This window comes from Marinococcus sp. LNHM3E3-2.2, from assembly GCF_056034385.1.
In genome coordinates this window covers 1-25895 of the sequence record NZ_JBQLIC010000001.1, presented here as the reverse complement: position 1 = coordinate 25895, position 25895 = coordinate 1, and the positions used below count along the sequence as shown (strand labels likewise).

At 46.1% G+C, this 25895-nt stretch carries 27 protein-coding genes and 1 riboswitch; of the genes, 17 read left to right on the top strand and 10 right to left on the bottom strand.

Annotated elements, in window-relative coordinates; translation table 11 throughout:
* Positions 1-146 precede the first annotated feature (146 nt).
* Positions 147-1769, top strand: a complete 1623-nt coding sequence (locus ACTRXF_RS00135) for a glycoside hydrolase family 43 protein (protein WP_474277093.1) — start codon at positions 147-149, stop codon at positions 1767-1769.
* A gap of 54 nt (positions 1770-1823) precedes the next feature.
* Here the strand turns inward: ACTRXF_RS00135 and xylE are convergent, their stop codons facing one another.
* Positions 1824-3203, bottom strand: a complete 1380-nt coding sequence (xylE, locus tag ACTRXF_RS00130; protein WP_474262636.1) for a D-xylose transporter XylE — start codon at positions 3201-3203, stop codon at positions 1824-1826.
* A gap of 258 nt (positions 3204-3461) precedes the next feature.
* Here xylE and ACTRXF_RS00125 point away from each other — a divergent pair, with 258 nt between their 5' ends.
* The 3 genes from ACTRXF_RS00125 (at position 3462) to ACTRXF_RS00115 (ending at position 4772) form a co-directional block, all read left to right on the top strand.
* Complete coding sequence (locus ACTRXF_RS00125; RefSeq protein WP_091610069.1) at positions 3462-3908, top strand: hypothetical protein; 447 nt, start codon at positions 3462-3464, stop codon at positions 3906-3908.
* Positions 3909-4056: 148 nt separating this feature from the next.
* Positions 4057-4374 (top strand): hypothetical protein, encoded by a 318-nt coding sequence (locus ACTRXF_RS00120; RefSeq protein WP_474262638.1) that lies wholly within the window; start codon positions 4057-4059, stop codon positions 4372-4374.
* 215 nt (positions 4375-4589) lie between these two features.
* Positions 4590-4772: a hypothetical protein gene (locus ACTRXF_RS00115; protein WP_474277091.1), complete on the top strand. Its 183-nt coding sequence runs from the start codon at positions 4590-4592 to the stop codon at positions 4770-4772.
* A 36-nt stretch (positions 4773-4808) separates the two neighbouring features.
* On the opposite strand, the gene ACTRXF_RS00110 is transcribed toward ACTRXF_RS00115, so the two are convergent.
* Positions 4809-5501: a Na-translocating system protein MpsC family protein gene (locus ACTRXF_RS00110; protein WP_474277089.1), complete on the bottom strand. Its 693-nt coding sequence runs from the start codon at positions 5499-5501 to the stop codon at positions 4809-4811.
* A 307-nt stretch (positions 5502-5808) separates the two neighbouring features.
* On the opposite strand from ACTRXF_RS00110, the gene fdhF reads away from it, so the two are divergent.
* The 3 genes from fdhF (at position 5809) to ACTRXF_RS00095 (ending at position 10099) form a co-directional block, all read left to right on the top strand.
* A complete protein-coding gene (fdhF, locus tag ACTRXF_RS00105; protein WP_474277087.1) occupies positions 5809-8763 on the top strand; it encodes a formate dehydrogenase subunit alpha in 2955 nt (984 codons plus the stop codon).
* On the top strand, positions 8763-9299 hold the full coding sequence (locus ACTRXF_RS00100) for a helical membrane plugin domain-containing protein (RefSeq protein ID WP_474262646.1): 537 nt from the start codon (positions 8763-8765) through the stop codon (positions 9297-9299). Before fdhF ends, ACTRXF_RS00100 begins: the two co-directional genes overlap by 1 nt.
* A 110-nt stretch (positions 9300-9409) precedes the next feature.
* A complete protein-coding gene (locus ACTRXF_RS00095; protein WP_474277085.1) occupies positions 9410-10099 on the top strand; it encodes a phosphatase PAP2 family protein in 690 nt (229 codons plus the stop codon).
* A gap of 44 nt (positions 10100-10143) precedes the next feature.
* Here ACTRXF_RS00095 and trhO read toward each other — a convergent pair whose 3' ends face one another.
* The 3 genes from trhO to ACTRXF_RS00080 form a co-directional block, all read right to left on the bottom strand.
* The gene (trhO, locus tag ACTRXF_RS00090; protein WP_474277083.1) at positions 10144-11118 is read right to left on the bottom strand and encodes an oxygen-dependent tRNA uridine(34) hydroxylase TrhO; all 975 of its coding nucleotides are present in this window, start codon (positions 11116-11118) and stop codon (positions 10144-10146) included.
* Positions 11119-11448: 330 nt separating this feature from the next.
* Positions 11449-11706 (bottom strand): holin, encoded by a 258-nt coding sequence (locus tag ACTRXF_RS00085; RefSeq protein ID WP_474277081.1) that lies wholly within the window; start codon positions 11704-11706, stop codon positions 11449-11451.
* Between the two features lie 164 nt (positions 11707-11870).
* On the bottom strand, positions 11871-12137 hold the full coding sequence (locus tag ACTRXF_RS00080; protein ID WP_474262656.1) for a hypothetical protein: 267 nt from the start codon (positions 12135-12137) through the stop codon (positions 11871-11873).
* Between the two features lie 237 nt (positions 12138-12374).
* Between ACTRXF_RS00080 and ACTRXF_RS00075 the strand changes: the two genes are divergently transcribed.
* Positions 12375-12785, top strand: coding sequence for an RrF2 family transcriptional regulator (locus ACTRXF_RS00075; protein ID WP_474277079.1), 411 nt, complete (start codon positions 12375-12377; stop codon positions 12783-12785).
* 102 nt (positions 12786-12887) lie between these two features.
* Positions 12888-13253 (top strand): IDEAL domain-containing protein, encoded by a 366-nt coding sequence (locus tag ACTRXF_RS00070; RefSeq protein WP_474262661.1) that lies wholly within the window; start codon positions 12888-12890, stop codon positions 13251-13253.
* Positions 13254-13328: 75 nt separating this feature from the next.
* Here the strand turns inward: ACTRXF_RS00070 and ACTRXF_RS00065 are convergent, their stop codons facing one another.
* Both ACTRXF_RS00065 and ACTRXF_RS00060 read right to left on the bottom strand, forming a co-directional pair.
* The gene (locus tag ACTRXF_RS00065; RefSeq protein WP_474262663.1) at positions 13329-14156 is read right to left on the bottom strand and encodes an STAS domain-containing protein; all 828 of its coding nucleotides are present in this window, start codon (positions 14154-14156) and stop codon (positions 13329-13331) included.
* A gap of 73 nt (positions 14157-14229) precedes the next feature.
* Positions 14230-15120: an SDR family oxidoreductase gene (locus ACTRXF_RS00060; protein ID WP_474277076.1), complete on the bottom strand. Its 891-nt coding sequence runs from the start codon at positions 15118-15120 to the stop codon at positions 14230-14232.
* 192 nt (positions 15121-15312) lie between these two features.
* Between ACTRXF_RS00060 and ACTRXF_RS00055 the strand changes: the two genes are divergently transcribed.
* From ACTRXF_RS00055 to ACTRXF_RS00045, 3 genes are all read left to right on the top strand, one after another.
* Positions 15313-16062 (top strand): SDR family NAD(P)-dependent oxidoreductase, encoded by a 750-nt coding sequence (locus tag ACTRXF_RS00055; protein WP_474277074.1) that lies wholly within the window; start codon positions 15313-15315, stop codon positions 16060-16062.
* Between the two features lie 59 nt (positions 16063-16121).
* Positions 16122-16219, top strand: a riboswitch (purine riboswitch).
* Positions 16220-16258: 39 nt separating this feature from the next.
* Complete coding sequence (locus tag ACTRXF_RS00050; protein ID WP_474277072.1) at positions 16259-17611, top strand: 5'-deoxyadenosine deaminase; 1353 nt, start codon at positions 16259-16261, stop codon at positions 17609-17611.
* An 85-nt stretch (positions 17612-17696) separates the two neighbouring features.
* Complete coding sequence (locus ACTRXF_RS00045; RefSeq protein ID WP_474262669.1) at positions 17697-18182, top strand: macro domain-containing protein; 486 nt, start codon at positions 17697-17699, stop codon at positions 18180-18182.
* Positions 18183-18253: 71 nt separating this feature from the next.
* Here the strand turns inward: ACTRXF_RS00045 and ACTRXF_RS00040 are convergent, their stop codons facing one another.
* Positions 18254-18475, bottom strand: coding sequence for a hypothetical protein (locus ACTRXF_RS00040; RefSeq protein ID WP_474277070.1), 222 nt, complete (start codon positions 18473-18475; stop codon positions 18254-18256).
* A 114-nt stretch (positions 18476-18589) separates the two neighbouring features.
* Between ACTRXF_RS00040 and ACTRXF_RS00035 the strand changes: the two genes are divergently transcribed.
* From ACTRXF_RS00035 to ACTRXF_RS00015, 5 genes are all read left to right on the top strand, one after another.
* Entirely contained in the window at positions 18590-19885 is a 1296-nt protein-coding gene (locus tag ACTRXF_RS00035) for a protoglobin domain-containing protein (RefSeq protein ID WP_474277068.1), read from the top strand.
* Positions 19886-19942: 57 nt separating this feature from the next.
* On the top strand, positions 19943-20917 hold the full coding sequence (locus ACTRXF_RS00030) for a DUF4003 family protein (protein WP_474277066.1): 975 nt from the start codon (positions 19943-19945) through the stop codon (positions 20915-20917).
* Positions 20918-21053: 136 nt separating this feature from the next.
* A complete protein-coding gene (locus tag ACTRXF_RS00025) occupies positions 21054-22319 on the top strand; it encodes a DUF1565 domain-containing protein (RefSeq protein ID WP_474277064.1) in 1266 nt (421 codons plus the stop codon).
* 84 nt (positions 22320-22403) lie between these two features.
* A complete protein-coding gene (locus ACTRXF_RS00020) occupies positions 22404-23294 on the top strand; it encodes a YihY/virulence factor BrkB family protein (RefSeq protein WP_474277697.1) in 891 nt (296 codons plus the stop codon).
* Positions 23295-23376: 82 nt separating this feature from the next.
* Positions 23377-24150 carry a Cof-type HAD-IIB family hydrolase gene (locus ACTRXF_RS00015; RefSeq protein WP_474277062.1) on the top strand — a complete coding sequence of 258 codons (774 nt, stop codon included), beginning with the start codon at positions 23377-23379 and terminating at the stop codon, positions 24148-24150.
* A gap of 127 nt (positions 24151-24277) precedes the next feature.
* Here the strand turns inward: ACTRXF_RS00015 and ACTRXF_RS00010 are convergent, their stop codons facing one another.
* Both ACTRXF_RS00010 and ACTRXF_RS00005 read right to left on the bottom strand, forming a co-directional pair.
* Positions 24278-25096 (bottom strand): glycerophosphodiester phosphodiesterase, encoded by an 819-nt coding sequence (locus ACTRXF_RS00010; RefSeq protein WP_474277060.1) that lies wholly within the window; start codon positions 25094-25096, stop codon positions 24278-24280.
* Positions 25097-25371: 275 nt separating this feature from the next.
* Positions 25372-25620, bottom strand: coding sequence for a hypothetical protein (locus ACTRXF_RS00005; RefSeq protein ID WP_474277058.1), 249 nt, complete (start codon positions 25618-25620; stop codon positions 25372-25374).
* Between the last annotated feature and the right edge of the window lie 275 nt (positions 25621-25895).

Genomic DNA, 25895 nt, shown 5'->3' with positions numbered 1-25895 from the left:
ATCTATTCGCAATAATTTATGTTTTCATCCACTTTTTCGCTTTAAAACAAATTGATAGTTGAGCAGAATCAGGAATTAAGTTATATTTAGTTTATTGCTTATACAATCTATTTTGAAAGCGTTACCAATTTAAGGAGGCTACTTTCGTGAATGATCAAATTACTAACCCAATTTTGGCTGGTTTTAACCCTGACCCGAGTATTTGCAGGGCTGGAGAGAATTATTATATTGCTACTTCCACGTTTGAATGGTTCCCCGGGGTGCAGATTCATCACTCAAAGGATTTAAAAAACTGGGAAGTCGTCAAACATCCTCTCGAGCGGACCTCCCAGCTGAATATGGCTGGTAATCCGGACTCAGGCGGCGTCTGGGCGCCCGCTCTTTCCTGGCACGATAATCAGTTCTGGCTTATTTATTCAGATATTAAACAAATCGACGGCATCTGGAAGGACGGCCATAATTACCTCGTCACCTGCGATACGATTGACGGTGAATGGAGCGACCCTGTGTATTTGAACAGCTCCGGCTTTGATCCTTCCCTCTATCATGACGACGACGGCAGAAAATACCTGCTGAATATGGTCTGGGATTACCGGCCGGGCAATCACCGCTTTTACGGTATTGCTCTGCAGGAATACGACGCTGAAGCAGAAAAGCTGATCGGTGAGCGGCAGATTATTTTCACCGGTACAGATATCAAGCTGACCGAGGGACCACATATATATAAAGTTAATGGATGGTATTATCTGCTTACAGCAGAAGGCGGCACTACCTTTGACCACGCAGCTACCATTGCACGGTCCAAATCACTATTCGGCCCTTACGAGGTCCACCCGGAAAACCCGTTTATTACGTCCTGGCCCTATCCGAGAAACCCTCTGCAGAAAGCGGGGCACGGCTCTCTTGTAGAAACACAGAACGGCGAATGGTATTTTGTACACCTGACCGGCCGGCCGTTAAAAGAGGCACAAAAACCTTTATTGGATCCGCGGGGCTTCTGCCCTCTCGGAAGAGAAACCGCCATTCAAAAGGTTTATTGGGAAAAAGAATGGCCTTACATAGCCGGCGGCAATGAACCTTCGCTATACGTGGAGGGCCCTGGTCTTTCGGAGGAGCCACAGCAATCAGCGTCTCCTGTTTACAGTCATTTTAACACCGGTAATTTGGATAAGAGCTTCCAGACACTGCGGATCCCTTTAGAAGAAAATACGTTATCGTTTAAAGACCGCCCAGGCTATTTGCGGCTGTACGGTAAAGACTCCCTGACGTCCAAATTCACCCAGGCATTTGTCGCAAGAAGGTGGCAGCACTTTTATTTTGATGCTGAAACCGCCGTTCAGTTTGATCCGGATCATTTTCAGCAGTCCGCAGGCATGGTCTGCTATTACAATACGCAAAACTGGGTTTATTTTTACATTACCCACGATGAAAGTAAAGGAAGGATTTTAACCCTTCTAGCTAATGACCATTATCAGTTTGACACGCCGCTTGGAGACAGCGATATTGAAATTGATCGCAATGTAGAAACGATTTATCTTAAAGTCTCTGTCCGTATGGACAAGTACTGGTTCTCCTATTCTTTTGATGGGAACACTTGGACTGCGGTGGATATTTCTTTTCCTGCCGCTAAACTATCGGATGACCATATCCAGGGCGATGGCTTTTTTACAGGCGCTTTTGTCGGTATGCAGTGCCAGGACAGTTTTTCTTCCAAGCCTGCAGATTTTGAATACTTTCATTATGTTCCTAAAGAAGAAAACGAAGCATAAAATACAGAAGGCCCGGACTGCACTAATGGCAGCCGGGCCTCTTTTTTTATACTCTTACTTTTTTAATCCCATCTCTATCTCTTCAAGCGTTTTCCCTTTCGTTTCAGGGACAAATTTCCATACGAACAAAGCAGACAATATGCTCATGAGACCGTAAAATCCGTACGTTAATCCACCGCTGAACTCAATCATGGCTGGATACGTGGAAGAAATAAAATAGTTAGCTGCCCACTGGGCTGCCACCGCAATAGCGAGAGCCTGACCGCGGATTTTGTTCGGGAATATTTCGGATAAAAGCACCCATACCACTGGTCCCCACGACATCATAAAGGAAGCCGTATAGATGATAATAAATACAAGCGTCGCTATACCAATTGTGCCGGTAAAAGCGAGAGCCGAAACACCAAACATGCCTATGGTCATTCCAATAGAGCCGATAATCAGCAGTGGCTTACGACCGAATTTGTCTACTGTCATGATAGCAATGACTGTAAATATTAAATTGACGGCCCCCATAATAATGGTCTGGAATAACGAAGCGTCCCTTGCCGCTCCCATGCTTTCAAATATTCTCGGGGCATAATACAGCGCAACGTTAATGCCGACAAACTGCTGAAAAATCGACAGGAGAATACCAATAATAATAATCAGCTTTCCGTAGGCGAACAATTTTTCTTTTCTTTTATCAAATGACTGATTAATTTCATAGAATGTAGCCTTAGCCATCGTCTGATCATAGATCCTGGATAAAATCTTCATGGCTTTGTCGTCCCGGTTTTTGGAAACCAAATAACGCGGCGTCTCCGGCACTGTTAGCATGAACAGTAAAAACAAAGCAGCTGGAATCGCTTCCGAAGCAAACATATACCTCCAGCCGAGAGCATCCACCCATTCCGCTGTTTGTCCGCGGGCAATCCCCCAGTTGACAAAGTATACGACAAACTGACCGAAAATAATCGCAAACTGGTTGAGGGAGACAAGCCTCCCGCGAATATTGGGTGGAGCCATTTCACCAATATACATCGGCGCAACCGCTGAGGCCAGCCCCACTCCGATACCGCCGATAATACGGTAAATATTAAATACAACTAAGAGAGCGATCGAAGGCTCCCCGGCAGTAAAGAATAACAGCTCCGGGTAGGCTGAACCCAATGCGGAAAGAAGAAACAAAACCGCTGCTATAACTAACGTGAATTTTCTTCCAATACGATTTGCCAAAAAACCTGAAATCAAACCCCCGATAATACAACCGATAAGTGCGCTTGAAACGGTAATTCCGTGAATAAACGGACTCAGATTCAGGCTTTCAGCGAAATAGGTCTGCAGTGACCCCTCCGCTCCGGAAATCACGGCCGTATCATAACCAAACAATAAGCCGCCAAGTGTAGCTACCATGGTAACTAATACTACATACATCGTTCGTTTAGAATTCATATACTTGAGTAGACGTGCTACTCTTCCCTCCTTCCTCTATGTAAGCGATCACAAACCACATTAACATTCTTTGTTTGTTTAATCAATAAACTTTATTAAGCGGACAAAGATCCTTAAGGACGGCTGCTTCCATTTCTATACTGAAATTTATTTTTTAATTAAGCGAATAAAAATCTATTCCGAACTAAAAAAGACGTTCCTTCACAGGCTTATCCGGGAATGTGTATAAGTAGCCAATTTATGAGGAGGAAATCAATAGTGAGTCTTTTTTCATCTATTAAAAAACGAGTGACCGACGCAAAAGAAAACGGAGTAACCATTCCAGTAACGGAAAAAATGTTTTTGAAGGTACTTCAGGTTAAAAAAATGGACAATGTGGATATTTCCGCCGTTCATATCCAGGACCAGGTCCTGCGTATTGAAGGCGTTAAAAATGACAGCAGCCAGAGCCGCTTCAGTATGCTGCTGGAACCTTCCCACGCTTCAGAGCGGACCCTTTACTTCACGTTAAAATCCATTTCCCCTTTAGAAGCGGACGACGTATTCAGGGAAATCTTCGACCGCCCGCCTTATTTCTCTGCTCAAGAGCAGCAGGCAGGTTTTCACCTGGAAGTATTTGAGCCTATGAAAAAAGTTCCTTATGGAAAAATAGACTCCTACTACTTTGAGCAGAACAAACTGAAGGTCGTCATGAAATGGAAATAAAACAGCTTTTCTCTAATTCAAAAATTTAATTCTACCATCACTTTCTCTCCAAAACTTTTTACTCCCGGCCGAGGCCGGGAGTTTTTTAAAAGTAGAAATTACCTAGTTTTTCATGCATAATAAAAGAAAAACGAATGGGGAGAAATACATGGAATATCAAGCAGCTTCCTTCGGCCGGTACCGTGTTCTCCAGAATGGCTCTATTGAAGTTATTGCAGAAATAACAAGCCGTTTTGAGCACCCTCGCTGGGAGAATATGTGGTATTTATCAGAGACAAAGAGAATCTGCCGTGAACTGGAGATGCTTGGAATCATCTCAGAGTGCGACAGCTTTGAAATTGTTGACCGTAACCAATTTAAAATCTTTTGGAAAAAAGATCGTATTGCCTGGGGCTATATTGATGAAGACGAAACGTCTTTCCGTCTGCGTTTCACCGGATTAGTCGATACACCGGCCAGCGAATAGCATTGCTGCCTGTTTTTATCATGGTTGCAATTAAACGCCATATCCTTTAGGGTGTACATACGAAGCAATTACTTAAGAGCAATTAAATAAACGGTGGAAATGGATAGACAATGGCGCTATTTCCCATAAGCCAAAAAGAGACACGAGGTACCTGCCTCCTGTTTATCTTTTTGGCTTTTTTTATTTGTTTTGTGAAAGGAGCATCCTTTTAATTTATGAAATTTTTAATTGATCACGACGGTCAAAAGATTCACAAATCGGTATTTGTTAATGACCGCTGTATGAGCAACAGCAGGCCCTCGGACTGGGAAAGCCTGCTGGAAGAAGCTGCCCTGCAGCCACTCACTCAAAAGAACTACTCTTACTGTGTCCACTGTTTTCAGGCATACGCCGGCTGATAAAGAAGGCTGGCTGGCTGGAGGAGCACCCTGCCTCTAGCCCGACCCGCTCATAATAAAGACAATGACGCTGCGGTCCCGTTCAAAGTCCCAGTCAACAAACACTTCAGCAATGTTCATCCCGGCAATGGAGGTAAACGACTTCCCTTCTATTAACAGTCGTTTTTCCAGCTTGCGTTTAGTTACCTTCAGCTGCTCTTCATATCCTTGCTGTACTAACTCTTTTTCAATGTTAATCAGCAGCCCTTCCCGGATCACGAGAACAGTCTTATTATTCAGCATTCCTGAAAAGACTTTGTCGGGTTCCTTTTCTGCCTCTGCAGTAACCTGCCTTACACGCTCTTCAAGCTTCTTTTTACCCGCATATTCTTTAAACGGATTTTCGCCGTCATATGCATTCTCGTCGATTCCGACAAATATACTCGATTCTTTATTAAAATCGCTGTCGTGGTAAAAGTTTTTATACACCTGGCCGGTGACCGACTGCACGTATCCGTTAATTTCCGGAACAATTTTGTGCATCATACTTTCACGCAGACGGAAAACAGCCTGTTCGCCCTCCTGCTCGAGAATGACCCGCTCCATTGGGCTCAGGAAATGCCGCAGGTAAATGGTGATGAACGGTCCCTGCATTACCACATGCGCGGCTTCCGGGCCTTTGCCGAATCTCTCCCGAAGCAGTTTGCCGGCAAAGCTTGCGATATCCTTTTCGTTTTCTGTTGGCCTCATGTTTATCAGTGTCCTTTAATTAAGTATTATTCACATATTTACTATCCAAAAGCATTATAATCTAGTTTTGATTTAATCACAAATGCCACACGGGTCAACAGGGCGGCCGATAATTATTAAAATATTGTTTTAAATTTCTAATTTCGTGGAAGTGTGGGAGTATATCTTTATTATTTTTTACATTTTCCTCTGTAATCCCTAGAATAAAGGTGCACTCCCTTGACTATTACATAAGCGAGTGCTGCATTCATCTACCGTCCACTACTTTTTTATTCCTTTAGTCCAACTTTATTTCCAAAATGGAAGGATGATTATTTTGTCGATTATTCGAGTAACGATGAATGGCACCGAGCGCAAAGTATCGGATGACTCTACAATCCTCGACTACACGCGCGGCACCAATGAGGAAGTCCCAAATGTTTGTTATCACCCGAGCCTAGGCGCAATTGAAACCTGTGACACCTGTATGGTGAAGGTAAACGGAGAAATTGTCCGTGCCTGTTCCACCGAATTTAAAGAAGATGATGTCATCGAAACCCTCACCCCTGACGTTGATCAGGCACAAAAAATTGCGATGGACCGGATTTTGCATAATCACGAGCTGTACTGTACCGTCTGCGATTACAATAATGGCGGCTGTGAAATTCATAATACAGTGGAAGCAATGCGTGTCGAACACCAGAGCGTTCCCTTTGAAACTAAGCCGTATGAAAAAGATTATACTAACCCTCACTACCGGTATGACCCGGATCAGTGCATTCTCTGCGGACGCTGTGTGGAAGCCTGTCAGGATGTCCAGGTGACCGAAACCCTTTCCATTGACTGGGAACGTGAACGCCCCCGTGTTATCTGGGATAACGATGTTCCTATCGGCGAATCCTCCTGTGTATCCTGTGGCCACTGTTCCACCGTCTGTCCATGTAACGCTTTAATCGAAACAAATATGGAAGGCGAAGCCGGCTACATGACCGGGATCAAAGAAGATACTCTTCGTCCGATGATCGATATCACCAAGGACGTTGAAACCGGCTACAGCTCAATTCTGGCTCTCTCCAACATGGAATCCAAAATGCGCGACGACCGTATTGAAAAAACGAAAACAGTTTGTACTTATTGCGGAGTTGGCTGCAGCTTTGATGTCTGGACGAAGGACCGTGAAATCCTTAAAATTGAGCCTCAGGCAGAAGCACCTGCAAACGGCATTTCCACCTGTGTAAAGGGCAAATTCGGCTGGGATTTTGTAAACAGCGAAGAACGCCTTCAGAATCCGCTCGTCCGTGAAAACGGCCAGTTTGTCGAAACTACGTGGGAGCATGCTTTAGATGTTATTCAGAAGAACTTCACTTCCATTAAAGAAGAAAGCGGCAACGACGCTCTTGCATTTATCAGCTCTTCCAAGACAACAAACGAAGAGTCCTATCTTATGCAGAAGCTCTCCCGCTCCGTTATGGGCACAAACAACATTGATAACTGTTCCCGGTACTGCCAGACTCCTGCTACCCAGGGCCTTTTCCGCACAGTAGGCTACGGCGGGGACACCGGCACGATAGAAGACATTAAAAACGCAGAGCTTATTATTACCGTCGGGACAAACACATCTGAATCCCACCCGGTTCTTGCCACACGGATTAAAAGCTCCCATAAGCTGCGCAACCAGAAGCTGATCGTCTCCGACATCAGAAAACATGAAATGGCGGAACGCTCGGACATGTTTATCCAGCCGAAACCAGGCTCGGACCTTGTATGGCTGAACGCAGTAGCAAAATACATTATCGACCAGGGCTGGGAAGACACAGAGTTTATTAATGAACGCGTGGATTACTACGATGACTTTGTGAAAGAACTCGAAATGTACACCATCGATTACGCTGTAGAGCAGACCGGGCTCTCCCGTGAGGAATTGATTGGCATTGCCGAAAGCATTCACGAAGCAGATACTACCTGTGCCCTGTGGGCGATGGGTGTTACCCAGCACTCCGGCGGCGCGGATACAAGTACGGCAATATCGAACCTCCTGCTTGTCTCCGGCAACTACGGCCGTCACGGAACCGGCTCCTACCCGCTTCGCGGACATAATAACGTTCAGGGCGCAACAGACTTCGGAAGCGCACCGAATCTTCTTCCAGGCTACCAATCCGTGGAAGACGAAAACGTCCGCCGGAAGTTTGAGCAGGGCTGGAACACAGAGCTTTCCAGTGAAGTCGGCATGACCAACCATGAGATGGTCGATGCGATGCACGAAGGCCGCCTCCGCAGCCTCTATTTGAAAGGCGAGGAAATGGCGCTTGTAGACTCCAACATTAACTACGTACAGCAGGGCTTCGAGAAGCTCGACTTCTTCGTAGTACAGGATATCTTCTTATCCGAAACCGCCAAGTTTGCGGACGTTGTACTTCCTGCAAGCCCAAGTCTCGAAAAAGACGGCACGTTTGTAAACACCGAGCGCCGCTTCCAGCGTTTATACAAGGCGCTTGATCCACTCGGTAACTCTAAGCCGGACTGGGAAATTCTTCAGCTTGTGGCTAACCGGATGGGCGCAGACTGGAACTACAGCCACCCGTCTGAAATTATGGCAGAAGCTGCTTCACTCTCCCCGTTTTTCGAAGGAGTATCCTACGAACGGCTTGAAGGATATAACTCTCTCGTATGGCCTGTAACCAAAGAAGGCAAGGATGAGCCGCTTCTTTACGAATCCCGCTTCCAGTTCCCGAACGGAAAAGCAAGATTCTATCCGGTGCACTGGACCGAACCGCAAACCTTCGGCGAGCAGTACGACCTGCACGTGAACAACGGACGGATGCTTGAGCACTTCCACGAAGGCAATATGACGTACAAAACGGAAGGAATCACGCTGAAAACCCCGGACAATTTCGTGGAAATTTCTCCGGAACTCGCCGAAGAACGCGGACTCGAAAGCGGCGCCCTTGTTCGCTTGAAATCGCCGTACGGGGCTGTACGCATCCAGGCGCTTGTTACTGACCGTGTGAAAGAAAAACAGCTTTACATTCCAATGAACAATTCCGGTGAATCAGCCATTAACCGACTTACGAGCAGCGAAGCTGATAAGGATACGGATACACCGGCCTACAAAGAAACGCAGGTATTCATGGAAATACTCAGTACAGACGGGGAAGCACCGATGCCGAAAAACAATTTCCGATACGGAAATCCTAACCCTCAGAACGGCGTGGAAGTTGAACGGAAATGGAAACGTAATGACTACATCTTCCCTGGCGACATGGTGAGAAAGGAGAACCGCTAATGGCTGAGCGCATAACTCATATTGAGAAGCTGAAATTCTCCGAAGAAGAAATCAAACAGCGGGACATGGAAGAACTCCAGTCCCAGCTGCTTGATAACAAAGAAAGCCTTGAAAAGATGATGCGCACTGCGAACCTTCTTGATGAGTCCGGCCTGCTTGATATGGCAAATGGACTTCTAAGCGAAGGCGATAAGGTATTAAACGTAGCGGTAAACGCGATGAATACTGAAGGAAGCACTAACATGATTAAAAACATGCTTCTTCTCGCCGGCGAAGCCGGAAAGCTCGATATTGAAAGCATGCAGCCGCTCCTGTTGAAATTAAACAAAGGACTTGAGCGTGTAGCAAAACTCGAAGAGGAGAAAGAACAGGAAAAACAAACCGTGAACATTTTCCAATTGTTAAAGCTCCTCCGGGATCCGGAAGTAAACCACACGCTTTCGCTCGGCATTGCTTTTATGCGCGGCATGGGCGAAACAGGCAAACCCGAAATGGAAAAAGAACAGGAAGACCGGAAACCAAACACGAAGGTTTAACCGGCACTACCCAATACGCTCCAGGCTGCCCTCGCGCAGCCTGGTTTTTTGTTTAATACCATCATCCTCAAGGGAATAGGTCTAAAAACAAATCAAGGGAGCAAATGTCATTGTCTTTCAAAGGTCTTCAACTGTCCGATGTTCCAAAAAGTTCCTGGATACTTATCATTGCCGGTCTGCTCGCACTGTTTACGACAGCTTTTTTATTTCTCGATATGGGTGAAGAAGTACTCGAACAGGAAACATTTATGGTCGACCGAACAGCCCAAAATATTGTATCAGCGCTCAATACCAATCTTCTGCAGTCCATAATGGGCATTATTACGGAAGGCGGTTCAGTTACCTGGCTGACAATCGGTGCCGCTGCTATCACAGTATATCTGTTGTTTTTTTCATCCTTCAGCAGATGGCATGCAGTTTATTTTGCCGTAAATATGATTGGCATCAGCATTATCACAACTGCTTTCAAAAATTTCTTCTCAAGAGAGCGCCCGGAAGTGCTCGCCGCCTATGACGGTACCGGATACAGCTTCCCGAGTGGCCACGCTACTGGAGCCATTACTTTTTACGGATTTCTTGCCTATCTTGTTATACGAAGTACACTGGCCACTGTGTGGAAGTGGATGCTCGGCATACTGCTGACGCTCGCTGCCCTGCTTGTCGCTGTCAGCCGGATGTTCCTGGACGTTCATTACTTTACAGATGTAGTTGCAGGCATTTCAGTCGGCATATTTTGGCTGCTCATCTGCATTATCGCCCTGGAGCTTACACTTTGGCACAAATACCGCAGGCAAACCTAAATGAAGCCCCCGGCACAGGATGCCGGAGGCTTCGTTATTTGTATTTATGCATTCTGCATCTGTTCTGCTTTTCTCGCATCGATTTTTTCCTGAACGTCTTCTGCCGTCAGCCCTTGCTCTTCCATATAACGGTTTCTTGGATGAGTCATGCATTCCGTTGTGCAACTTCTCATATATTTATGCTCATTTTCCTCAGAGCAGATAATTTGATTGTTGCAGTCAGGATCTGCACAGTTAACGTATCGTTCACACGGTTCCCCGTCAAAGTGATCCCTTCCGATTACGCGATGCTCGACCTGATTGATCGGCACACTGATACGCTGGTCAAACACGTAGCACTTTCCGTCCCACAGCTCCCCTTTTACTTCAGGATCCTTGCCATAGGAAACGATGCCGCCATGCAGCTGCGCCACATCGTCAAACCCTTCTTCTTTCAAAAATCCGGAAAACTTCTCGCAGCGGATGCCGCCGGTACAATAGGTTAATATTTTTTTACCTTCAAGCTGTTCCCGGTTTTCCCTGACCCAGTCCGGCAGCTCCCGGAAGGCATTAATGTCCGGGCGAATCGCTCCCCGGAAATGCCCAAGATCATATTCATAGTCATTCCGGGCATCAAGAACGATGGTTTCATCGCTTTGAAGCGCTTCGTAAAATTCTTTCGGGCTCAAGTGTTCACCAGTCTGTTCATTTGGGTTAATGTCATCTTCGAGATACAGCGACACCAGCTCTGAACGCGGACGTACATGCATTTTTTTGAATGCGTGCCCGTCGGCATAGTCCACCTTGAATTCGGTATCTTTAAACCGCTCATCGCCTGTCAGCTCCTGCATGTATGCCTCCGTCTGTTCTACAGTGCCGGAAACAGTACCATTGATGCCTTCCTCTGCAACAATAATCCGCCCCTTCAAACCAAGCTCCTTGCAGAAAGCCAGATGCTCTGCAGCAAAGGTCTCAGGGTCTTCCACGTACGTGTAATTGTAATACAGTAACACCCGGTACGATTGATTTTCTTCTGTCATTTGTTCTCACCTATCCGGAATATATTTGCAAGATACATTCCTGACTCCCTGTCTTGCAATCAGGAAGCCTTGTCACACAAGGGTTTTGTTTCGTTTCTTTTAACAGCAGCGGGAAATATACCCAAACAGCGCCCACGTTATTTAAAAGCATAACAAAACCTCAATAAAAATCCCCTGCTGCAAGCGGGGGATTCTTGTTGTGCGCAGACATATTATATAAAAATTTTCCTGTCCCCGCAAATGAAAAAGTTTTCTGAACAAGAGGAGGGAATTGATTTCTTTCTCTTTTTTCTATTTGAGTCCTCACTCAGTTTTCAGCAGGATATTTTACTATTTTCTGCTTTTCTGCACATTTTCAAAAATTCCGGTGCCCCCGAGTCCAGCAAGCACGCCTGCCCATACACGCTCTGCCAGAACGGCATTCGAGTACGGAAAAGGGACAAGTGCCAGGGCTGCCCCGATCCCGAGCGTCAGAAGGGGGATATACTTTTTCGGCAGCGGGAGCGCCTGCTTTAACAGCTGCATCAGCGCCGTACTTGTCGTACCGATGAATGACATGTACAGCAGAAATTCCGGACTGACTTCCATTTTCTTCGCCTCCCCTTTGTTTTTTCTTCTCTCTGCAAAAGGCATGTATGCCTCCGTTTTTAAACCATCCTTTTAAGTTGAATTTGCAAAAATAAAAAAGGCCCGGTAAACCGGACCCTTCGGATATAACATTCAATTCGGTTTATTTATCTTCCGCTTCCCCTTTATTCAGTCAGCGGCTCCCGCTCAGGCATGGCACCTGCTTCGATATATTCAGCCATGCCACGCACAATTTCCTCTGCTCCGTATTTCTTTGCTTCTAATGGAAACATCTCTTCGACAGTTTCCAAATAAAAAGAAAGATCTTTATTACGGAGAAAATGGGAATAGTATTCGCGCTCGTTCTGGAATTCGTGTCTTGATCTCGTTTGAGCAACAGACTGCATTTCAATGTCCGCTAAAGTACGGACCACCTCTTCAAATGTTTTCATGTCTTCACTCCTTTTCATAGGATCAATGACACGGAAAAGTACAATGCATGAATAGAAGTATATTATAACACGAAAAGGCTTATGAATCATAACGAGTTGACCGAAACAGTGATAATATTTCTCCCTGCCGAGCAGCTTCCGTCCATTTTCACAGGCATCAAACGTTGACAAACAAAACTGTAATATTTATAATTACAGTATAAACATTAACAATTCTTTTTACCCGGAGAGATACGTATGAACAGCCACTTTTCTTTAGCTGTACACAGTTTGACACTGCTCGCCCATCTGCCCGAGAAAGCTGCCTCAAGCACTTTCATTGCTGAAAGTGCCTCTGTGCACCCGGTTCGGATCCGTAAGGTGTTAAGCCTGTTGAAGCAGCATGATTTGATTCAGTCCAAGGAAGGCGCCGGTGGAGGTTTTGTCCTTTCCCACCCTCCGGAGGCCGTCACATTGTGGGATGTATACCAGGTCACATCAAAAGGCACTCTGCAGCCCCGGTGCCCGGATGAAAACCCCGATTGCTCCGTTGGGGCTAATATGAAACAAGTGCTGGGCGGTGTTTTTTCGGAGGGTGAATACGTTTTTGGAGAACACCTTGATCAATTTACTATTGCCGACATGCTGAAAAAATGTATCACAAATTAACTGAGCAATGTTTTTGCAATCAAAAACAGGGAAATGTATAGTTATAGATAATTCAGATTACAATACTATTAATTAATAGGTAATCCTTAGGAGGTTACGCGAATGTTACCAACAAACGATATTATTTCGGTAGGAGATTGGGTTCGAGGAACCACCATTTATGGTGAATTGGTTGTAGGCTATGTAGAAGCAATTGAAGAATCTTATCAAACCATTAAAGTAAAAGTCATCTCCTCTGACAATCAGGATATAATGGAAAAATCAGCTGAACTGCTGCTCCACAAAGTAAGCAAGCTGAATACCGTACAGCCTGTTTCAGAGGATGAATTGCATGACCTGATTGATCTTGCATTGGTCACCAATGATAAACAGTGGTTTCTGGAGCTCACTGCCGAATTGAATAATAAAGCAAATGTCCGGTCATCCAACGATTCCTCCTATGCACTGTCGAATTACAGCGAGTACTAGGAATTTCCGGCATATTTACTACAATAGCCCTTTGCAGATTTACTGCGAAGGGCTATTTTTGCATCTGTATACTTGTTATTTCTTAATTTGAATATTCATCTTCTGTTCGAGGGCCTGCTGCAGATGAGCAAAGGTTTTTACTTTACTGAAATCAATCCCAAGCCGCACGGCCGTTTCTGCAATTTCCGGGCGAATGCCGGTAATAATGATTTCCGTGCCGATTAAACTCAGCCCGTGATGCAGGTTAAACAGCTGCTGAGCCACCATCGTATCGATGATCGGCACTCCGGACATATCAATAATCAGTACATCGAGTTCAAGCTTTGCCACCTCTGTAAGAGTCACGTCTTCAATCATTTTCGCCCGGTGCGTATCAATATCTCCGACAAGTGGGAGGACACCAATATCCCCTATTAATTTAATGATCGGCACACTCAGCTCCACCATCATCTGCTGCTGGGCCTCGAGCTGAGCTTCGTTCATCTGATAGTAGTATTGGTTTACAAGCTCCAGTCCCTTTTCAAACACCGACTGAATCTTCTCTGCCCACTCAGCCACCTGCAGCGGGGAAATCTCGTCCTCCCGTTCTTTGAAGTAGGTAGACAGACGCTTCCAGAGGTCAACACGCCCGACTCTGAAAAACTCTACCGAGTAAAACCTCGGCCCCTGGTTTTCAAGCCCGTCCATCGCCGTGAGCTGCGCCCAGTCAGTAAGTGACGGTTCTTCCCCTATTACTGCTTTTGCCGTTTCCTGTATGAACCCCTTGAGTCTTCCCCGGAATGCCTCCCTCCGGTCGGCATCGTTCGGGTAGATAGCTTCCGACTGCGCTTCAATATCTTCCATCCATGTAGTCACGATCTCTTCTGCATGGTTTAACATGAAATTGTACAGTTGTTTACTCAACGCCAATAATCCTTTCTGTCATTTCCTGTATTTAATATATTTTAAAATACATAATCAAAAAAATAAAGCTGTCTTACTGATTTTCACGTTTTAATCTATTGATCCACTCTGCCTCCAGCAGTCGTTCCACATTCGTCTGGTCCATGCTCCATTCCCATACCTTTTCCTGGAGCTCCCTGTCGCGGGCATGAGGGGCAGTATCTTCTTCAAAAGAATCAATAAAGTATTTGCCATGCACGCCATCCACTTCACGGGAAGCGGCAAGATACACCGATGTTTCCGCACCTTCTGCTGCTGTGCGAAGCATTGGCCGGATTGTTTGATGAATACGGCGCCCAAAGCCTGTAGACCGGTCTACTCCAAGCATAGTACTTACCCCGCCGGGATGCAGGGCATTAACACGAATACTCGTCCCTTCGAGACGGGAAGCAAGGGCGTATGTAAATAAAACGTTCGCCAGCTTTGACTGGGCGTACCCTTTCCATGTTCCATATCCTCTGGTTAAATGAGGGTCCGGAAAATGAATGCTTCCATATTTGTGCGCTCCTGACGAAACATTAATGATACGTGCCTCTTCTGCCGAACATTCAAGCAGAGGCAGAAGCTGCAGTGTCAGAGCGAAGTGCCCCAGATGATTCACGCCGATCATGCTTTCAAAACCATCCTCGGTAAGCTCTCTTTTCAGCGATACTACGCCGGCATTGTTAACCAGTACATCCACACAGGGAACGATCTGTTCGAGCTGGCGCACAAAGGTATGTATATCCTGAAGAGAGGACAGATCACAGCGCATCACCCGCACACGTGAAGCTCCGGTACTGGCCTTTATCTGCCTCATGGCTTCTCCCCCGCGCTTCTCGTCCCGGACGGCCATAATGACATTAAATCCTTTCACGGCAAGCTGTTTCGCTGTTTCGAATCCCATTCCGGTATTTGCTCCGGTAATGATGGCTGTTTTCTCCATAATTTATTCTCCTCTGGAATAGTTTTGTTGCTTTTACTATACCCATTGCCGCTATTGTTCACTCTTTGTGCTGTGCATTTCCTGAAAATTCTCTTTCTTTTTTGGAATAAACAGGAATATTCATAAAAGAAATAGAAGCTGTACAGTGAATGAATATCTTAATATTATTATTATTAAAACGGGAGGGATTTTTTGAAACTGCAAAATCAAACAGCAATCGTCACAGGAGGATCTTCCGGTATTGGAGAGGCAGCGGTACGCCGGCTCGCCGATGAAGGAGCGTCTGTCGTTATAACCGATATCAATGATGAACTTGGCAAAGCACTCGAGCAGGAGCTGAAGAACAACCATAAAACCGTCAAATACATGCACATCGATGTGACTTCTGAAGATGATGTGTCCCGGATGGTCCACGAGACCGCCAGCCAGTTTGGATCGGTGGATATTGTTTTTGCCAATGCAGGTGTGGGAGACACAAAGCCTATTCATGAACTTAGCTATGAGGAATGGAACAAACTAATGGATGTCAATTTAAACGGTGTATTTTTAACTGATAAATATGCTATTGAACAAATGCTCACCCAGGACGGCGGCGGTAAAATCATTAATAATGCAAGCATACTCGGCCACGTAGGCAGCGATTCCATTACTTCTTATAGTACGGCTAAAGGCGGCGTAGTTAATCTGACAAGAACGCTGGGAGTGACATATGCTAAAAAGAACATCCGGGTCAACTCTGTGTGCCCTGGTTATGTCGAAACCCCTCTTGTTCAATCAAGCCTCGATGAAGATACTCTGCAGCAGCTTGCCAGTATGCATCCAGTCGGCCGATTAGCTAAACCCGAAGAGATTGCTTCTGTTGTTTACTTTTTAGCCAGTGATGATGCCTCATTTATTCACGGGGCAAACCTGCTCGTAGACGGGGGATATACTGCCCAGTAAATCTTTCGTCATATTATCTTCCAACTCTATTGAAGTTTTTTTCATTCCCCGGTACGATGCAGGTATTACCACTTATCCTTCGTATATATTCAACAATTGGGTTGAACGTTTCTACTGGAAACCGTAATTTCCAACTACGAAGAACGCCTTTTACAGGTGTTCTTCGTTTTTTTATGCATACAAAGGAGTGTTTACAATGACCACGATCTTAATACGGCAGGCTGAAATCATGACGATGAACGAAAACAATGACATTGTGCACGGAGATATACGAATTGAAAATGAATACATTAAAGAAATCCAACCATCTTTAACTCCCCGTCCGGATGAAAAAGTGATCGAAGCACGGGGACGAACTGTGCTTCCCGGCTTTATCCATACCCATGTTCACCTTTGCCAGGCACTGTTTCGCAGTCAGGCGGATGACCTTGAGCTGATGGATTGGCTGAAGGAACGCATATGGCCAATGGAAGCTGCCCACACTCCCGATTCTATCTACGCCTCGGCGATGCTTGGCATCGGCGAATTGATCCGGAGCGGCACGACCACGATCGTCGACATGGAAACAGTCCACCATACAAACGCTGCCTTCGAAGCCATAGAAGCTTCCGGCATCCGGGCCCTATCCGGCAAAGTTATGATGGATAAGGGCGATGAACTGCCTGCTCCCCTGCTTGAAACCACGAGCCAGTCCGTGCAGGAAAGCGCCGATTTGTATGAAAAATGGAACGGTCGGGATAATGATAGAATACGATACGCATTTTCACCCCGGTTTGTTGTCTCCTGCTCTGAACCGCTGCTGCGCGAAGTTTCCCGCCTGTCCACTCATTACGGAGCGTATGTGCATACACACGCTTCAGAAAGCCAGGGAGAAATAGAAATTGTTGAAGCTGATACCGGCATGCGAAATGTAACGTATCTGGATCACCTTGGCCTTGTACACCCGCGCCTTATTCTCGCCCATTGTGTCTGGCTCGATGAGCATGAAAAGCAGATTATTAAACAAAAGGGCGCTCATATCAGTCACTGCCCAAGCTCCAATATGAAGCTTGCTTCCGGATTCGCAGAGATCCCGGACCTGCTCGACCACCATCACAATGTCAGTCTCGGTGCCGACGGCTCCCCGTGTAACAACACGCTCGACATGTTTCAGGAAATGAGGATGGCCGCCCTTATTCATAAACCCTCCTATGGCCCGACCGCCATGAATGCCAGACAGGTTCTTCGCATGGCAACCATCGAAGGTGCGAGAGCAGTCGGTCTTGACCAGGAAATTGGCAGTATCGAAATCGGCAAAAAAGCGGATTTGTCTATCCTCAACCTTTATGATTTTCATACGTATCCAAGCGAAGGAGCAGATCCATATTCCCGTATTGTATACGCCGCTTCCAAAGATCAGGTGGAAACTACCATCGTGAATGGACGGATTATTATGGAAGACCGCAATATGCAGACCATGAATAAGAACCATGTGCTTAGTGATGCGAACAAAGAAGCAAAGCAGTTATTCCATAGGGCTTCCAGGTATATGTCTAATTCTTTTGTATAAATTATGAGCAATCTCCTCCCTGCCGGCTGGAAATTCTGATATGCTGATGACGGAATAATAGCGCAGAAGGAGAGGAAGAGAAATTATGCTTAGTGCAAAACATGGAGATATTACCACTGTCACCAATGTCGATTATATTTGCAATGCTGCAAACGGGAAGGGGTCGATGGGCGGCGGGGTTGCCGCTGCCATCAAAAAAGCTGGCGGAGAGACTATTGAACAGGAAGCAGAAGCCTACTGCAAAAAGAACGAGCCGAAGCGCGGCGAGCTTTACACGACTACGGCTGCCAGTCTCCCGTATGAAGCCATCCTTCATTTGGTGACGATGGAAGCCCCGGAGGAAAAGTCGAACTATGACGTGGTTTATTCCTGTCTTCAGGCGTTAATACGCTACTGCCAGGAGAATCACATCTACCGGGTCGCCCTGCCGGCGCTTGGCACCGCCACCGGCGGCCTGGACCCCGAGACCGTCGCGATTTATTACCGGGAGCTGCTGCACAACATCCGGGAAATTCAATTTATCGCTGTCGATATGGACGAAGCGTTCATTCAGGCGCTCGAAGCCGAATAGCACAGATACAAGGCCCCGGGTTTTTTACCCCGGGGCCTTTCAAATAATTTTTTCCACCCTGCCCTTCCCCTTTATTTGTCCTTACTTTCTGCTTCCTGCCGTCCGGCAATCTGCACCGCATGCACCACGGCAATCGCAGCAACGAAAATGGACGGCACGTACACCGTAACGAGCAGACTTACGTAAAGCACAAAAAACAACACCGCCCAGAGGTATTTTTTAACATACACCTGTCCCGCACCTGGAATGAAAAGCGACAACAGCCCCGCTATCCACATCTTTTTGTTTCTCATATTCTATCCCTGCCTCCTAAAAATTTTTAATTATCCATGAATATTAATATTTCTTCAGCCGATATAAGAATTACTGTATCAACCATACTTTTATTGCATCGGGAGGCTATTAATATGCTGTTTTCAGCAAAACCATCATCTGCACCTGCTTCACAATTTCCAGGGGACGCCCATGCCGGCAGCCGGATCAGGCTTTCCCCCGGAAGCGATCTGCACCGTCAGCTCCAGCTGATTCATCTAACTGACCATGACCTTTATATACTATCCGAACTTCAGCCAGTCATTGCTGAAAACATCGAAGCTATTGTTGAGGCCTTTTACCGCAACCTTAAGAACGAGCCCAGCCTGCGTGCAATCATTGAAGAGCACAGCTCGGTCGAACGGCTGAGCCGAACGCTTGCTGTCCATGTGCAGGAAATGTTTCAGGGGACAATGGAGGATACTTTTATTCAAAAGCGGCTGAAGATTGCCCAGGTTCATTTACATATCGGCCTTCTGCCTAAATGGTACATGTCCTCGTTTCAAGACATGGAGCAGTCCATCCTTCATTTTGTCGACCAGCACCTTAACAGTCGGGCTGATTTGCTTCCAGCTGTTCTTGCAGTTACGAAAATCATTAACCTCGAGCAGCAGCTTGTGCTTGAAGCCTACGAGGAGGCCCACCTTACACTTCACAAAGAACAGCAGGCTGTTAAAGATCATCTGCACGAACAAATTTCTGTCACTACCCGCTCGCTCCGGGAGGTTTTCAACCAGACAAATACCTCTGTTGCTTCACTTACTGCAACTTCCAACAGGGTCGTTACCATTTCAAAAGAAAATGTTAAGAGCAGCTCCGGAGCCGCTTCCCAGTCCGAGGAAGGCAAGCAAGAGCTCGAACAGCACGGAAAGCATATGAAAAGCCTCCAGGAGCTCATGGATTTTATGCGTACTGAAACGGGTGAACTCAAAGCAATTGCAGCTAAAATTGATGATATCACAAACATCGTCACTGGGATCGCTGAACAGACGAATCTTTTGGCCCTGAACGCCTCAATTGAATCTGCCCGTGCCGGCGAACACGGACGCGGATTCGCGGTGGTAGCCACAGAAGTCCGTAAGCTTTCCGGTGAGACAAAAAAATCCGTAGATACCGTATCTGAGCTTGTCCGGAAAACAAATGACCAAATTCAGCTTGTGAGCAATCACATTGAAAACGCGGACAATCAGATCAGTAACGGCACGAAACGGGTCCACGAAATCAACAGCATGTTTGATGGTATCGTACAGGAAATGGCAAGAAGCCGCCAGCAGAGCAATGATGCCGAAGCGGAGGTTCATTCACTCATCCAGGAGCTGCGCGAAGTCGAGCAGGCCATTTCTCAGGTAGGGAGCTCTGTTTCCTCTCTCCATGAGCTAACGAAGGAATAACACCCTCCGATTCTCGTGCTATACTTACACCATAGCCAGAGAAAAGGAGGCCCTCAGATGGAAACTCAGGAACAGCTTACAGATATTACAAAGCAGTATTTGAACACCTATGAGGTGTTAAAGAAAAAATATCCGTGGCATCATTCGGACGCCCGCATGTTCATGCTGATGGCATCGATGTATTCCCTGCACCACCAGTCGTTTGACATTGAGCGGTTTGACCGTCTCCAGCAGACGATTAAAAAGAACAACAGCTGGTTTTCACCGCTGCGGTCCCACCAGCGTTTTCCAATCGCTGGTATGCTTGACTGTTTATCCGACAGCCCCGAGGACAGCTGGAGCGGTTTTAAGCAGCTGTACAGCCAGTTGGTTCAGGGACCGTGGGGGCGCGGCACCTCTACGTACGCTGCCGCTTTATCATATTACACCTTCTTCCGGGACGACTTTTCAGCTGTGCCGGCATTTACGGCCTGGTATGAGTTTCTGCAGGAATCCTTTCCGGATTTAACAAGTGCGGATTATTATCCTCTACACACGCTTTATATTCATCAGTTCCCCGGAAATAAGGAACAGATGATTGAGCATATGAACAGTGCCCATCACCAGCTGCTCGAGCGGGACTTTAAAAAAGGTGCTCAACTTCAGTACCTTTCCTTTTTATCCGCTCTGAATCTCGAAAGTATAAACGCAGCTGCATACTTTGAACGTTTTGACGACATCCTTGGCCATTGGCAGTCCGGACAGTGGCACGTACGTCCGTTCTATTACTCGCTTTTCGGAGTGCTCGGATTTACAGCTTCTTTTTCTACCATTATTGATGACGCCCGAAGCGTTCATGCCCTCCTGGCTGAGCAAAGTGAATTTCGGCGGTTTCAGCATTTTGCGGTTCATATCTCCATACAGATTGCTGTAGCCCACCACGCTTCCCTGCAAGACGGCAGCCTGCCTCCAGCATTAATCGACGCGCAGCGGGCTGTGGCTCTGCAGGCACTGAATTCCTCCACTTCTGCTTCAGCAGCAATAACCCTTTAAAACAAATTGAAGGCGCACACTACCCGTGCGTCTTCTTCCAATTTATAACTGTTGCAATTATTACAATTGTGCTACGATAGTTTCTGCTTATTTACATACATTCAACGTCTCATCAGTTCACAGGGAGGGGATTCAGATGCCACGTTTTTATTCTGTTATTATCATGCTTTTTTTCTTACTATTTATAAGCGGCTGCGGCATGCTTCCTTTTTCTGCTGATTCCGGCGAGAGCGATAAGGGGATATTTGTCTCCCCTTCAGGAAATGATGAGCAAAACGGCACTATCGATGCGCCTTTTCAGTCTGTTCAAAAGGCCGCTGATACCGCGGAAGCCGGAGATACTATTTATTTACGGGAAGGCACTTATCAGGAAAATGTGAACATGAGCCAACAGGGTGAAGAACAGCTTCCCATCACCGTCCGTCCGTTTGAAAATGAAAACGTTCATTTAAAAACCGCTGGCGATAAGCCGTTTTTTTCTTTAGAAGATACCGAATACATAACGATTAAAAAATTCACCTTTCATCAGGAAAATACGGCATCTGTGATTGCTTCCTCCGGAGAAACCAGGGCCCTCCAAATACTTGATAACCGTTTTTTATCGTCTCAAAAAGCGGAAAAAGAGCCTGGGTCAGCAGTCCATATAGCCAGTTCAGATGCAGACAGCATTCACGAGGACACAATCATAAGCGGCAACACTGTCGAAAGATGGAAGCATGCCCCCGCCTTTGCACTGGAGGGCAACATAGCTTCGTTTACAGTTTCCCACAACCGGTTTGAGAAAGCTTCCGGAACGTCACTTGATCTTCAGGCAGTGCCCGGGGAAGTAAACGGCCGGGTCCCGTCCGGAGGTGTAGTGAAAAACAATATTATTAATTCCTCGAACAGAAGTACCGATCCGGCTGTTGCAGTCGCGGGAGCCGATGAGGTCACTTTTTCACATAACACTATAAGCGGAGGGGCTGTTGGGACATTTATCCGTAACACTTCCTTTGCAGAAACAGAGGATCTATCGTTCAAAAATAATGTATGGCGGGACCAAACGTCGGCCGGAACGGCTCTGGTTCAAGGACCTGCTCAACGTCCAATCAGCCGCGTTTCTTTTTCAGAGAACACCTGGAAAAACGCGCACGGCAGCCGGGACTCCGCCCAGCTGCGTATCCAGTCCTCCATACGACATTTAAGCGTCATCAATAACGATTTTGAAGGCTCCACATTCAACGGATTTTATATTGATGCCACTGAAGACATCAGCAACTATGTTACCCTGAAGGACAATTCCTTTCCTTCTTCTTCCAGAGCTGAATGGAAATGGGAGGGTCGTGAATTCAGGGATCTCGTTACATTCCAGCAATATATCGAACAGGATGCCCCCTCCTCTTCTTCTGAAGAAACTGACTAGAAGCTCTGACAGCTGTAGGGGACCCAATGTGCAAAACCTGTGCAGCAGCTGTGCACAGGTTTTTTCCTTTCTGCTTTCAGTCTTTTGTATAATGACCGAAGAACCGTCCGAAGGAGTGATAGTATCAAAAGCATAACTGCTTTTATTCAAAATTTATTTTCAGAATTAATGAAGGACAATGCTGCCGGCCTGGCTGCTCAGCAGGCTTTTTATTACCTTTTATCCATTTTCCCGCTGCTTATTTTGTTTCTATCACTCCTTCCTTACTTTAATATCGATGCCGACCGGGCTGTATCACTTTTGTACCAGTTCGTTCCTGCAGAGGCTGCCTCTCTGTTTCAGGACACGATTGAAGATACGATAAACAGCTCGAGCAACGGGCTGCTTACCATCGGGATCATTGGCACGATATGGACAGCGTCCAACGGACTGAATGCTTTTATTAAGGCGGTGAACGGGGCTTATGATGTTATCGAAACGCGGTCCTTTTTCAAGGTGCGGCTGCTGTCTGTCGGTTTAACCTTTGGATTAATGCTCTCCGTTATTATTGCACTCTTTCTGCCCGTGTTCGGCAATTTAATTTTATCGGCAGTGCAATCATTTATTTATGTTCCGGAGGATACTGTTTTTCTTGTTCAGCTCCTGCGCTGGCTTATTACTATTTCGATTACTTCTGTCATTCTCGCCATGCTCTATCATCTTGCACCGAACAATAATATGCCCTTTTGGTCTGTTTTGCCGGGGGCAATGACAGCAACGCTGCTCTGGCAGGTAATTTCGCTGGGGTTTTCCTTTTATGTCAACAACTTTGCCAACTATGCCTCCACGTATGGCAGTCTTGGCGGAGTCATCGTGCTAATGCTGTGGCTGTTTCTGGTGGGACTGATTCTAGTCACCGGCGGAGAAATTAATGCTCTTATCTACCGACAGAGGCAGAGAAAGCATCCCGCTCCCCTGCTTCATGATTACTATTAACCTCTTTTGGCTCTGTATTGGTAGAACGTGAGTGATTGTAGTATACTAAACGGGCAAAAGTGTAGAAAAGGAGAGCCCATACATGAGTAAAAAAATGATTTTTTTCGATATCGATGGAACGCTGTACGATGAAAATAAACAGCTGCCGGCTTCCACCAGAGATGCTATTCAAATGCTCCGGAGCAAAGGCCATGAAATCGCGATATCCACCGGAAGAGCCCCTTATTTGTTCGACGACCTCCGGGAAGAACTCGATATCCACACGTTTATTTCATTTAACGGTCAATTTGTGAAATATAATGGAAATGCTATTTATCAAAACACGATTCCCACCGCAAAACTTCAGTCTTTGCAGTCCTTCGCTGCTGAAAAAGAGCATCCGATTGTATTTATGGGCAGCAGTGCCATGAAAGCTAATATTGAATTTCATCATGATATTCATGACAGCATTACAACGCTTGGCGTAGAGCATCCCGAATTTGACGCTTCGTTTGCAGAACAGAACAATATTTATCAGGCCCTGCTGTTTGCCCGGGAAGACGAGGAAAACCGTTATGTAGACCAGATGCAGGATCTGCGGTTTGTGCGCTGGCACCCTTATTCACTCGACGTCATTCCTCCTGGAGGGTCTAAAGCAAACGGAATCAAAAACCTAATCGCTGAAGCCGGTATTGCGCTTGAGGACTGCTATGCCTTTGGAGATAATTACAACGATGTGGAAATGCTTCAGTACGTACCAAACAGCGTTGCCATGGGAAACGCCCCGGATGAGGTTAAAAGCTATGCCCGCCATATTACCACTGACGTGGGAAATGACGGCATTGCGCGCGGCCTGGAAAAGGTAGGTCTGCTGTAGCACACTGGGTTTATTAACAGCAAATAATGACAGGAAGCCGCTTTGTAAAAAAGGCGGCTTTTTTCTTTAGTAAGCAATGAAACAATTTCGGTAAATGAAATTATATTCACTCATAAAAAAAGAAGCTTTAATCTGTGTAAGCTTCTTTTTGATTCGATGGTTCGGATAGTTTTGACGGTTCCGTTTGTTCCGAAGGCTTCGGTTCCTCCGGCGCTGCCTGCTCAGGGGGATACAAATACTGCTGAAGAGCCTTTGGTTTATTTGTAATAATCCCCGTGACGCCGGCATCTATTGCTTTTTTCCATCCGCTTTTTTTATCAATAGTATAAGGAATAACCTCGAGTTCCGAATTAATAGCGTCGTCAATCCAGGATTTATCGATCGTGCGGTAATGAGGGTGAAGCTCTGTAGCTCCGACGATTTTCGCGTATTCACACGGGCGGTACAGGTGCACCGCGTAAAGAATAGCGATATTGATCTCTTCCGACAGCTCCCGAACGTAGGCCATCGACCGGTGATTGAAGCTCGACACTGTAGCCGATTCTATTTTTTCATAGTCGTTCAGCAGGTTAATCACAGCTTCTTCAAGCCCTTTATGAGCAATGTTGGAATTTTTTAATTCAAGCACAAGCTTCATTTCCTCCATTCCTGTTTCCTGCAGAAGCCGCTCCAGACTGACGATTTTTTCCTTGCGGTACCGTTTATGCATCCACGCCCCCGCGCTTAAATCCTGCAGTTCCTTGTATGTATATTCGTGAACACTTCCGGAAGCGCCGGTTGTACGTTTCAACAGCGTATCATGAATCAGTACCGGTACCCCGTCTTTTGACAGCTGCACATCTGTTTCAATTGCGTCTGCTCCGTCTGTGACAGCCTGGCGGAAAGCCGACATGGTGTTTTCCGGACGACGGTCTGAAGCCCCCCGGTGGGCTATAATTGAAGTCAAAATATTTTTCCTCCCTGCACATAACCGTACAAAACCTGCTCTATGAGTGCAGGTTCCGGTAGATGCCCTACTGGCGGTTATCATCGTTCTTTTCTGCTTCTTCTGCTGTTTTTATAAACCCCATCTGCAGTCTAAGCTTCTCTTAGTTATATGTTCACATTATGGGCTTTGAAAATCAACCATTAACGTTTTTCTATAAAAACTGAACGGCCTTCAAACAGCTCTTTTGATTTTCACCAGGTAAAGCAGAACAGACAGCTGCAGCTACAGCAGATTTAATTATTCTTCTGCATTTTTTGAGACAGAATATATCTTTCACTGATACCAAAATAACGCACTTCCCCGCTGTCGTTTAGCGAAAAGGAAGATAAGCCCGAAGATACGTTCGTTTCTTTTGATAAGCTGGTAACCTCTTCGTGCATCTGAATCGTCTGAATGCTCGATTCTGTATCATACCAATGGTATCCGAACAGACCAGCAACCCCCAGACCAATCACTGTGATAATTGTATAAAATTTTCCCATGTCCCCCACTCCAATTGCGTTTCATATGATAAATAATGCTATGGCTGCAGCCCCCTGCCGCAGATTTCTTAATTTATATAAGCTTCTAGTTATTACCCTATATTATACACTTCAAAGATGATACAGGCTTTAATCATTTTTCGTTTATTTATGGGCTTAACCCTGCGAAATACAAAAAAACTCCGCCAGGGCGGAGTTTCAGACTGTCGACAATGACTCTAATTTTAGAGTTTGTCGGCAGTTTTTTTGTGCTATGATAAAAAGAAATAGCCTGG